Annotated in this window: 8 protein-coding genes; 4 read left to right on the forward strand and 4 right to left on the reverse strand. The window is 70.0% G+C overall.

The features are described from left to right. Both ACFPIH_RS36495 and ACFPIH_RS36500 read left to right on the forward strand, forming a co-directional pair. Complete coding sequence (locus ACFPIH_RS36495) at positions 1 to 861, forward strand: carbohydrate ABC transporter permease (RefSeq protein ID WP_381180986.1); 861 nt, start codon at positions 1 to 3, stop codon at positions 859 to 861. Further along, the gene (locus ACFPIH_RS36500) at positions 830 to 2,131 is read left to right on the forward strand and encodes an RNA-guided endonuclease InsQ/TnpB family protein (protein ID WP_381180984.1); all 1,302 of its coding nucleotides are present in this window, start codon (positions 830 to 832) and stop codon (positions 2,129 to 2,131) included. Before ACFPIH_RS36495 ends, ACFPIH_RS36500 begins: the two co-directional genes overlap by 32 nt. Before the next feature lie 13 nt (positions 2,132 to 2,144). Here the strand turns inward: ACFPIH_RS36500 and ACFPIH_RS36505 are convergent, their stop codons facing one another. Continuing rightward, positions 2,145 to 2,828 carry a carbohydrate ABC transporter permease gene (locus tag ACFPIH_RS36505; RefSeq protein ID WP_381180982.1) on the reverse strand — a complete coding sequence of 228 codons (684 nt, stop codon included), beginning with the start codon at positions 2,826 to 2,828 and terminating at the stop codon, positions 2,145 to 2,147. A 91-nt stretch (positions 2,829 to 2,919) separates the two neighbouring features. Continuing rightward, the gene (locus ACFPIH_RS36510; protein WP_381180980.1) at positions 2,920 to 4,128 is read right to left on the reverse strand and encodes a carbohydrate ABC transporter permease; all 1,209 of its coding nucleotides are present in this window, start codon (positions 4,126 to 4,128) and stop codon (positions 2,920 to 2,922) included. A gap of 24 nt (positions 4,129 to 4,152) precedes the next feature. Between ACFPIH_RS36510 and ACFPIH_RS36515 the strand changes: the two genes are divergently transcribed. Then, positions 4,153 to 6,030, forward strand: coding sequence for an amylo-alpha-1,6-glucosidase (locus ACFPIH_RS36515; protein WP_381180978.1), 1,878 nt, complete (start codon positions 4,153 to 4,155; stop codon positions 6,028 to 6,030). Between the two features lie 102 nt (positions 6,031 to 6,132). Here the strand turns inward: ACFPIH_RS36515 and ACFPIH_RS36520 are convergent, their stop codons facing one another. Next, positions 6,133 to 6,648: a cupin domain-containing protein gene (locus tag ACFPIH_RS36520; protein WP_381180976.1), complete on the reverse strand. Its 516-nt coding sequence runs from the start codon at positions 6,646 to 6,648 to the stop codon at positions 6,133 to 6,135. A 197-nt stretch (positions 6,649 to 6,845) separates the two neighbouring features. Further along, positions 6,846 to 7,286, reverse strand: coding sequence for a Tat pathway signal protein (locus ACFPIH_RS36525; protein WP_381180974.1), 441 nt, complete (start codon positions 7,284 to 7,286; stop codon positions 6,846 to 6,848). Positions 7,287 to 7,467: 181 nt separating this feature from the next. Here ACFPIH_RS36525 and ACFPIH_RS36530 point away from each other — a divergent pair. Beyond that, positions 7,468 to 8,388, forward strand: a 921-nt coding sequence (locus ACFPIH_RS36530; RefSeq protein ID WP_385878445.1) for an AfsR/SARP family transcriptional regulator, incomplete at its 3' end; no start/stop codon positions are given.

Raw genomic sequence — 8,388 nt, forward strand, 5'->3', positions numbered from 1 at the left:
ATGACCTCCGTATCCCCTGCTCCCGCCCACCCGGGCCGCCGCCGGAGGCCGTCGCCGCGCCGGATCGGCCTGCACGCGGCTCGCATCGCGCTCGCACTGTTCTTCGCGTTCCCGATCGTCTTCATGCTGGTGTCGTCGTTCAAGCCCGACGAGCAGATCTTCGGTGACCTGGACGGCATCAAGGCGTTCCTGCCGGTCGGCCACCTGTCCCTGGACAACTACACCGGGGTCTTCGACCGGGTGCCCGCCGTCCGGTTCCTGCTCAACTCCGTCGGGATCTCCGTCATCACCGTGGTGCTGAGCATCTTCATCAACAGCCTCGCGGCGTTCGCGCTGTCCCGGATGCGGTGGCGCGGCAAGAAGATCGTGCTCACCGCCGTGATCGCGACGCTGATCGTGCCGTTCGAGACCTTCGCCCTGCCCATGGTCTGGTGGGTCAACAAACTGCCCTGGCTGCAACTGGACGGCGGCCGGCTCGTCGTGACCGAAGGCTGGCTGGACACCTACCAGGTGCAGATCCTGCCGTTCGTCGGCAACGCCCTCTTCGTCTTCCTCTTCCACCTGGCTTTCGGGCGGGGTGCCCGGTCCTTCGGGGCCGGGGTGAATGCCCGTTCCTGTGGTGCGGGGCAGGGATGGCCGGATCGCCGCCAGGGCGGTCCGGCGTCGTCGTCCGGGATGCCGAGGGTGGCCACGGACGGGCGGTGGCGACGGGACGCCGAGGTCCTGGGGCCCGTGGCTGGCGGCCGGCAGTGGGTGGGGTGGTCACTCGCATGGGTGATGGTGATCGATGTTGTGCGCGGCTGGGGAACGTGTGGTCTACGTTCGCGGCATGGCGCGGTTTCGGTTGTATCCGACGGGTGAGCAGGTGCGGCAGATGCTGCTGCACTGCGCGCACGCGAGGTATGTGTGGAACCTTGCCGTCGAGCAGCATGCGCACTGGAAGCCGGGCCGCGGGTCCGCGCCGGGGTTTGCCGAGCAGTGCCGTCAGCTCACCGAGGCCCGGCGCGCCAATGAGTGGCTGGCGGCCGGGAACGCGGACGTGCAGCAGCAGGCCCTCAGGGACTTCGGCACGGCCAAGAGCGCGCGTTTCACGTCCGGGTTCGGTGAGCCGACCTGGCGCAAGAAGTTCATGCACGAGGGTTTCCGTGTCATCGGCACCGACCGCGTCCCCGAGTACCACGCAGACGGCTCGGTGAAGCTGAACGCGAAGACCGGCCGGCAGGTCATGGGCCGCTCGGTCGTGGTGCGCAAGCTGAACCGGCGGTGGGCGCAGGTGAAGGTGCCCGGCTGCGGCTGGGTCCGCTTCCGCCTCAGCGCCGACGGCAAGGGCGCGAAACTGCCCGACGCGAAGACGTTCCGCGTCACCTTCCGCAACGGGCAGTGGCATGCCGCGTTCGCCGTCGTCCCCCAGCCGACACCCGCACCCGGCACCGGCGAGATCATCGGCATCGACCGCGGCGTCACCATCACCGCCGCCCTCTCCGACGGGCGGAAACTCAACTGCCCGCAACTCACCACCCGGGAACGCGCACAGATCCGCAAACACCAGCGGCGCGCCGCCCGCGCCCCCAAAGGCAGCGAGGCCAAGGCGGCCGGGTACGCGAAGGTCGCGAAGCTCAAGGCACGCGAGGCCAACCGGCGCAAGGACTGGTGCGAGAAGACCAGTACCCTGCTCGCCAAGTCCTACGACCTGATCCGCTTCGAGAAGCTGAACATCAGGAACATGACCCGCTCCGCGAAGGGCAGCGTGGAGCGGCCCGGCCGGAATGTGGCGCAGAAGGCGGGGCTGAACCGGGGCATCCTCGCCCAGGGCTGGGGTCTCCTGCGTCAGCGCACCGGGCACAAGGCGCCGGGCCGGGTCGAGGACATCCCGGCCCCGTACACGTCTCTGCGGTGCAGTGCCTGCGGATGGATCGACAAGAACTCGCGCAAGAGCCAAGCCGAGTTCGTCTGCTCCTCCTGTGGCTTCACCTGCAACGCGGACACCAACGCAGCATCCAACGTCGCGGCAGGACAGGGCGGGATCCCCCGCCCCCGGCGAACAGCCGGTGCCGGAGGGGTGACAACGGCCACCAGCCGTTCGAGCACCCGTGAACCTCAACCCACCTGGGTTGGAATCCCCCTCTTTTAAGAGGGGGAGGATGTCAAGATCCCTGGAACGACAGGATGGTCAGGGTGATGAGGGCCGGGCGGGCCATCGGCAGCACGATGGACCAGAAGGTCCGGAAGGTGCCCGCGCCGTCGATCCGGGCCGCTTCCTCGACGCTGACGGGGATCGACTCGAAGAACTGCTTCATGATGAACACCCCCGCGGCGTCGGCGAGCAGCGGAACGATCATGCCCGAGTAGGAGTCGTACATCCCCAGCTGGTTGAGGACGAGGAACTTCGGGATGAGCAGGACGACACCGGGTACGGCCATGACCGCGATGACGGCGGCGAACAGCGCGCCCCGGCCGCGGAAGCGCAGCCGGGCCAGTGCGTATCCGGCCAGGGAGTCGAAGAACACGCGGCCCGCGGTGACGAAGAGCGAGACGACGACGGAGTTCGCGAACCAGCGCGGATAGTCCGCCTCGGCGAGCCGGCCGAAGGCCGCTGTCGTGAAGTGCTGCGGCCACAGGGACAGGGGATGACTGGTGGCGTCCGCGTCGGTCTTGAAGCTCGTCGCGAGCTGGATGAGGAAGGGGTAGATGTAGAGCAGCGCGATGGCGACGAGGGCGGTGTAGCCGAGTGCGCGGGTGAGGCCACCGCCGCGGCGTGTGCCTGCGCCTGTGCGGCGGGTGGTGGTGTGCTTGTCGTCTGCGTCGGCGAGCTGGTGCTGTGGGCTCATCGCGTGCCTCTGTTGTGGACGTCGGCTGTGGCCGCCGGGGCGGCGTCGGTTCCGGGGTGTGCGGGGTGGGCCGTCGCGGCGGTGCGGGACATCAGGCCGCCCCCGTGGTCGGGCCGGACCCGGAGCGGGCCGCCTTCGCCGCGCGCCGTGTGGCGGCCTTGGCGCGGGCCTCGTCCTTGTCGCGCAGGACGAACCGCTGCAGGAGCGTCATCGCGACGATGATCGCGAAGAGGATGAAGGCGATGGCGCTGCCCTGTCCCCACTCGTTGTCGATGAACGAGGACTGGTACGACAGGAACGCGGGGGTCATCGTCGTCTTCGCCGGCTGGCCCCTGGTCATGACGTAGATCTGGTCGAAGACCTGCCAGGTGCCGATGAGTCCGAGGGGCAGGACGAGGAAGAGGGTCGGCTTGAGCATGGGCAGTGTGACGTGGCGGAACCGCTGCCAGCGCCCGGTGCCGTCGATCTCGGCGGCCTCCTCGACATCGAGGGGGATGTCCTGCAACGCGGCGAGGAACATGAGCATGAACGTGCCCGCCGTCGTCCACACGACCAGGGTGATGATCGCGCACATGGCCACGCTGGGGCCCGAGATCCAGTCCCACAGGGACAGGCCGCCGACCGTTGTGTCGGCGAGTGCGGAGGGCGGCGCGTCGGAGTTCACGCCGAAGGCGCCGAGGGCGAGATGGACGACCCCGCGCGGATCGGCGAACCAGGCCGGTCCGTCGACTCCGACCTTCGCCAGCAGGGAGTTGACGACACCGCTGGAGGAGAAGATGAACAGGAAGACGGCCGAGATCGCGACCGAACTCGTCACCGACGGGAAGTAGTACGCGGTGCGGAAGAATCCCTTGCCCTTCAGGCGTCTTCCGTTGACCAGGAGCGCCAGGCCCAGCGCGAGCGCGGTCTGCAGCGGGACGACGAAGAGCACGTAGTAGCCGTTGTTGCGCAGGCTCATCATGAAGTCGCTCTGCGCCAGGCCGGGTTCGGTGACCAGCGGCGCGTAGTTCTCTCCGCCGACGAAGTGCACGCCCGACGAGAAGGGGCTGCCCTGACCGTTCCAGTCGGACAGGCTCACCCAGAGCGCCATGACAATGGGCACGACCAGGAAGAGTCCGAGCACGACGATGACGGGTGAGACGAACAGCCAGCCCGCGAGACCTTCCCGGCCCCGGATACCGCCGCGGGGGGCTCGGTCACGGCGGCGTCGGCCCCCGCCGGCCTTGGCCGTGTCTGCCGTCCGGGCCGGTGCCGGGCCGCTGCCCGGGCCCTGTGCGGGCCCGGGATTCGGTTCACTCATCGCAGGTTCACTCTCGTTCTGTTCGTGTCCGGGTGGTCCGGGTGGTCCGGGTTACTGGCCTACGACCGCCTGCGCGTTCTTCTGGAGCCGCGCGAGGATCTGCTTCGGGTCGGCGCCCGGCAGCGACTGAAGGCCGGTGTCGAAGTCGGCGAGCACCTGGTCGATCTTCGCGACATTCACCGGGGCCTGGGCGTACGCGGCGCCGTCGATGAACGCCTTGTCCTGCGGGAACTGGGCGCCGCCAGGCCGACGAGCGAACTGCTCTCCGGCGACGGCGTGTTGCGCTGGGGCGACAAGGCCATCGAGGTCGCCGTCACCGCCCCCGGCGCGACGCCCGACGCCGAGCGTTCCACGCTGACCTGGACCCTCACGGTCGAGCCAGGCGAGAGCGTCGACCTGCGGCTGGCCGTCGAGGTCTCGGAACCCGACGCGGTCGTCACGGCCGCCGGCCCCCGGCCCACCTGGCAGCGTCCGGACGTCACCGCCGACGACCGCCGCCTGCCCGCCCTCGTCGCGCAGAGCCTGGACGACCTCCACTCGCTGCGCATGGCCACGGCCGCGTCGCCCGGTGACACCTTCCTCGCTGCGGGCGTCCCGTGGTTCTTCACGCTCTTCGGCCGGGACAGCCTGTGGGCCGCACGGATGCTCCTGCCCCTGGGCACCGACCTCGCACTGGGCACCCTGCGCACCCTGGCCGCCCAGCAGGGCACCCGCACCGACCCGGCATCGGAAGAAGAGCCGGGCAAGATCCTCCACGAGGTGCGGCGCGGGGTCTTCGACGACGGCATGGGCCTCCGCCTGCCGCCGGTCTACTACGGCACGGTCGACGCGACCCCCCTGTGGATCTGCCTGCTCCACGACGCATGGCGCTGGGGCCTGCCCGCCGCCGACATCGAACCGCTGCTGCCCTCTCTCAAGGCGGCCCTCGGCTGGATCGAGGCCGCGGCCAGGGCCGGAGACGGGTTCCTCTCCTACATCGACCACAGCGGCACCGGGCTGGCCAACCAGGGCTGGAAGGACTCAGCGGACGCCGCCCGGTTCGCCGACGGCCGCCTCGCCGAGGCTCCCCTCGCTCTCGCCGAAGTACAGGGCTACGCCTACGAGGCGGCCCTCGCCGGGGCGGCACTCCTCGACGCCTTCGGACCGCCGGACGCCTTCGGACCGGCCGACGGCGAACGCTGGCGGACCTTCGCGGCCGGCCTCGCCGACCGCTTCCGCGCCCGGTTCTGGGTCTCCGACGGGCACGGGCCCTACCCCGCCATGGCGCTCGACGGCTCCGGCCGCCCCGTCGACTCCGTCACGAGCAACATGGGTCACCTGCTGGCCACCGGCATCCTCAACGCCGACGAGACCAACACCGTGGCCGCACGGCTCGCCGCCCCCGACATGTCCGACGGCTACGGGCTGCGGACGATGTCGTCCCGGTCCGGAGGCTTCGGCCCGCTGCGCTACCACTGCGGCGCCGTCTGGCCGCACGACACCGCCATCGCCGTCGCCGGCCTCGCCCGCACCGGACACCCCGAAGCCGCCGCCCGGCTCATCGAGGGCATCCTCGACGCGGCGCCCGCCTTCGACTACCGGCTGCCGGAACTGTGGGGCGGCGACGCCCGCGCGGACACCCCCGCGCCGGTCCCCTACCCGGCCGCCTGCCGGCCACAAGCCTGGTCGGCGGCATCGGCCATCGCCCTCATGACCGCACTGACCGGACTGGAGCCCGACGTCCCCACCGGCCGCCTCCACGTCCGGCCGACAGGCCCGCTTCCCGTCGGCGCCCTCACGGTCGCAGGGCTCACCGTCGCGGGGGAGCGGCTCGACGTCACCATCGGCTCCGACGGCCGGGTCGAGTCGGTTTCGGCCCCTGCGGGACTCGTCGTCGAGGAACACACGGCGTCGCGGTCCTGAGGACGACCCCGGGCGGTTCGTCGTCCCCTTCATGAGCCGAGCCGGATGATGACGCACTCCCCGAACACAGGGCCCGTCAAGGTCCCCAAGGGACTTACGGTTTCATCCCTCGGTCCGCGGCCGGGAGGTGAGCGGGGTGAGTTGGTGGATGTCGTGGCGGAGCCGTAGGGCCGCGATCTCGGCTTGGTCCGGTGGCCCTGAGGCGCCCAGGAGGTCGGTGAGCTCCTGGAGATACGCTTCGTGGCCCGCGGGGGACACCAGGAAGAGCATCCGGGCCGGTTCGGCCCCAGGGTTGGAGAAGGCGTGCGGGCATCCGGCGGGCACGAACATGAAGCTCCCGGGTCCGCCCCGCAACACTGTCGCACCGGTCTCGGACTCCCAGGAGCGCCAGTCGCCGGTGGCCTGGGCGGTCGGGTGGAAGGCGAGGAGATCGAGTTCGCCCTCCAGGACGTAGAACACCTCCTCGGCCCGGTGGTGCAGGTGCGCTCCGACATCGAATCCCGGCGCGACCTCGGCCTCGAACGTCGACCAGGTCGTCGACTGTTCCGCACCCGCCTTCATGGTCATGGTCTGGATCCGGCGGCCGCCACCCGGCGGCAGCAGCAGTCCATCGGTCATGTGTCCTCGTTTCCCGAGTTCAGGGCCTTCAGTCGGGTTCGGGGCTTTCAGCCGGTGCCGCGCAACCAGGTCCCGAGCATCCCGGGGCGCCCGTCGTCCATGAGCGGGAGAACGGGCGCACCGGGGCCGTGGGTGTGCCCCCTACGGGGTGTCGCCGGCGAATGCCGGGGGCTCGCCCGGAGCGACTCCTGGGAACGCTAGAACAGCGACACGCAGGAATTGCCGTCACCGACGAAGCAGACGTACAGCTTCACGTCGCGGACGCTGTACCCGTTGCTGTTCGCGTAGCCGGGGGTGTTGTTGAAACCGTTGCTGTCCGAACCGAGCTTGGTGTAGCCGTGGTAGTTCCACCCCCCATTCTCCCACTTCTGGTAGGTGGTGTAGAGCCCCGCGCCCTTGCCGTCTGCGCAGTTGTCCCAGATCTCGAAGTCCCAGTTGGTGTCGTAGAGGGCGTAGCCGCCGGCCGTCCCGACCTGCCAGTAGATGTAGGAGCCGTTGACGGAGGCGCAGCCGTCGGACGTCCTCTGGTAATAGGTCGCGGCCTGAGCCTGGCCGGCGAAGGCCATGACCAGCCCTGCGGCGGCCGCCGCGACCGCGATCTTCTTCCGCATGCCCTTGAGCGTGATGCCATTGACCATGGTGGTCCTCCTCCTGTGCGGCGGGACGCCAGCCGAGCTGGGCCTCCGGGTTGGTCCGTCGCGCTGTTTCCTGACCTGGACCAAGGTGCGCGGCCGACCGTCGGTGAACCTTGGGCGAACGTTGAATTGGCTGGTCGAAGGTGTTATGCCAGGGTGGGGATCTGAGACTCGGGGGCGTGCGGTGACGGTTGAGTTCGGTGTGCTCGGCAGCGTCGAGGCGCTTGTGGACGGCCGGATCGTCGATCTGGGTCATGCCCGGCAGCGGTGTGTGCTGGCGGTGCTGCTGGTGGACGCGAACCGGGTGGTCTCGGTGGACCAGTTCGTCGAGCGCGTCTGGGCCGACCGTCGTCCGCAGCGGGTCCGGAACACGCTCTATGGCTACCTCTCCCGTCTGCGGCAGGCTTTGGCCGTCGCCGAGGGGGCGGATATCGTCCGGCGTTCCGGTGGTTATGTCCTTGAGGTCGAGGCGACGGCGGTGGATCTGCACCGTTTCCGTGACGTTGTCGCACGGGCCCGGGCGGCCGTGCGGAACGAGCAGGACGAGCAGGCTGCAACTCTGTTCGGGCAGGCACTGGGCCTCTGGCGGGGAGATGCCTTCGCGGGTCTGGACACGCCTTGGATCAACGCCCTGCGAGACGCGGTCGACCAAGAACGGGTCGCGGTCGAGCTGGACCACACCGACGTCCGGCTCCGCTGCGGTCATCACAGCGGACTGTTGGCCGAGTTGTCCGCCCGGGTCGAGACGCACCCATTGGACGAACGGCTGGCCGGCCAGTTCATCCTCGCCCTGTACCGCTGTGGCCGCCCGGCCGATGCCCTCAGCCGTTACCAGCGGATCCGGCAGCTGCTGGCCGAAGAACTCGGCTGTGATCCCGGCCTCCCGCTGCGGCAACTGCACCAGCGGATCCTCACCACCGATCCCGCACTGAACGTCCCATCCGCGGTCCCCACAGTCAGCCCAGCCGCCGTCCCGGCCCCCGGTCCCGCCGCCGTCCCGGCTCCCGGTCCAGCTGCCGTCCCGGCTCCCGGTCCAGCTGCCGTCCCGGCTCCCGGTCCAGCTGCCGTCCCGGCTCCCGGTCCAGCTGCCGTCCCGGCTCCCGGT

This window comes from Streptomyces vulcanius (assembly GCF_042653945.1).
Classification (GTDB): Bacteria; Actinomycetota; Actinomycetes; order Streptomycetales; family Streptomycetaceae; genus Streptomyces; species Streptomyces mangrovi.

Bases quoted from the DNA above. Each gene is read 5' to 3' on its own strand.
- ACFPIH_RS36495 (WP_381180986.1), top strand. From the start codon at position 1: ATGACCTCCGTATCCCCTGCTCCCGCCCACCCGGGCCGCCGCCGGAGG.
- ACFPIH_RS36500 (WP_381180984.1), top strand. From the start codon at position 830: ATGGCGCGGTTTCGGTTGTATCCGACGGGTGAGCAGGTGCGGCAGATG.
- ACFPIH_RS36505 (WP_381180982.1), bottom strand. From the start codon at position 2,828: ATGAGCCCACAGCACCAGCTCGCCGACGCAGACGACAAGCACACCACC.
- ACFPIH_RS36510 (WP_381180980.1), bottom strand. From the start codon at position 4,128: ATGAGTGAACCGAATCCCGGGCCCGCACAGGGCCCGGGCAGCGGCCCG.
- ACFPIH_RS36520 (WP_381180976.1), bottom strand. From the start codon at position 6,648: ATGACCGATGGACTGCTGCTGCCGCCGGGTGGCGGCCGCCGGATCCAG.
- ACFPIH_RS36525 (WP_381180974.1), bottom strand. From the start codon at position 7,286: ATGGTCAATGGCATCACGCTCAAGGGCATGCGGAAGAAGATCGCGGTC.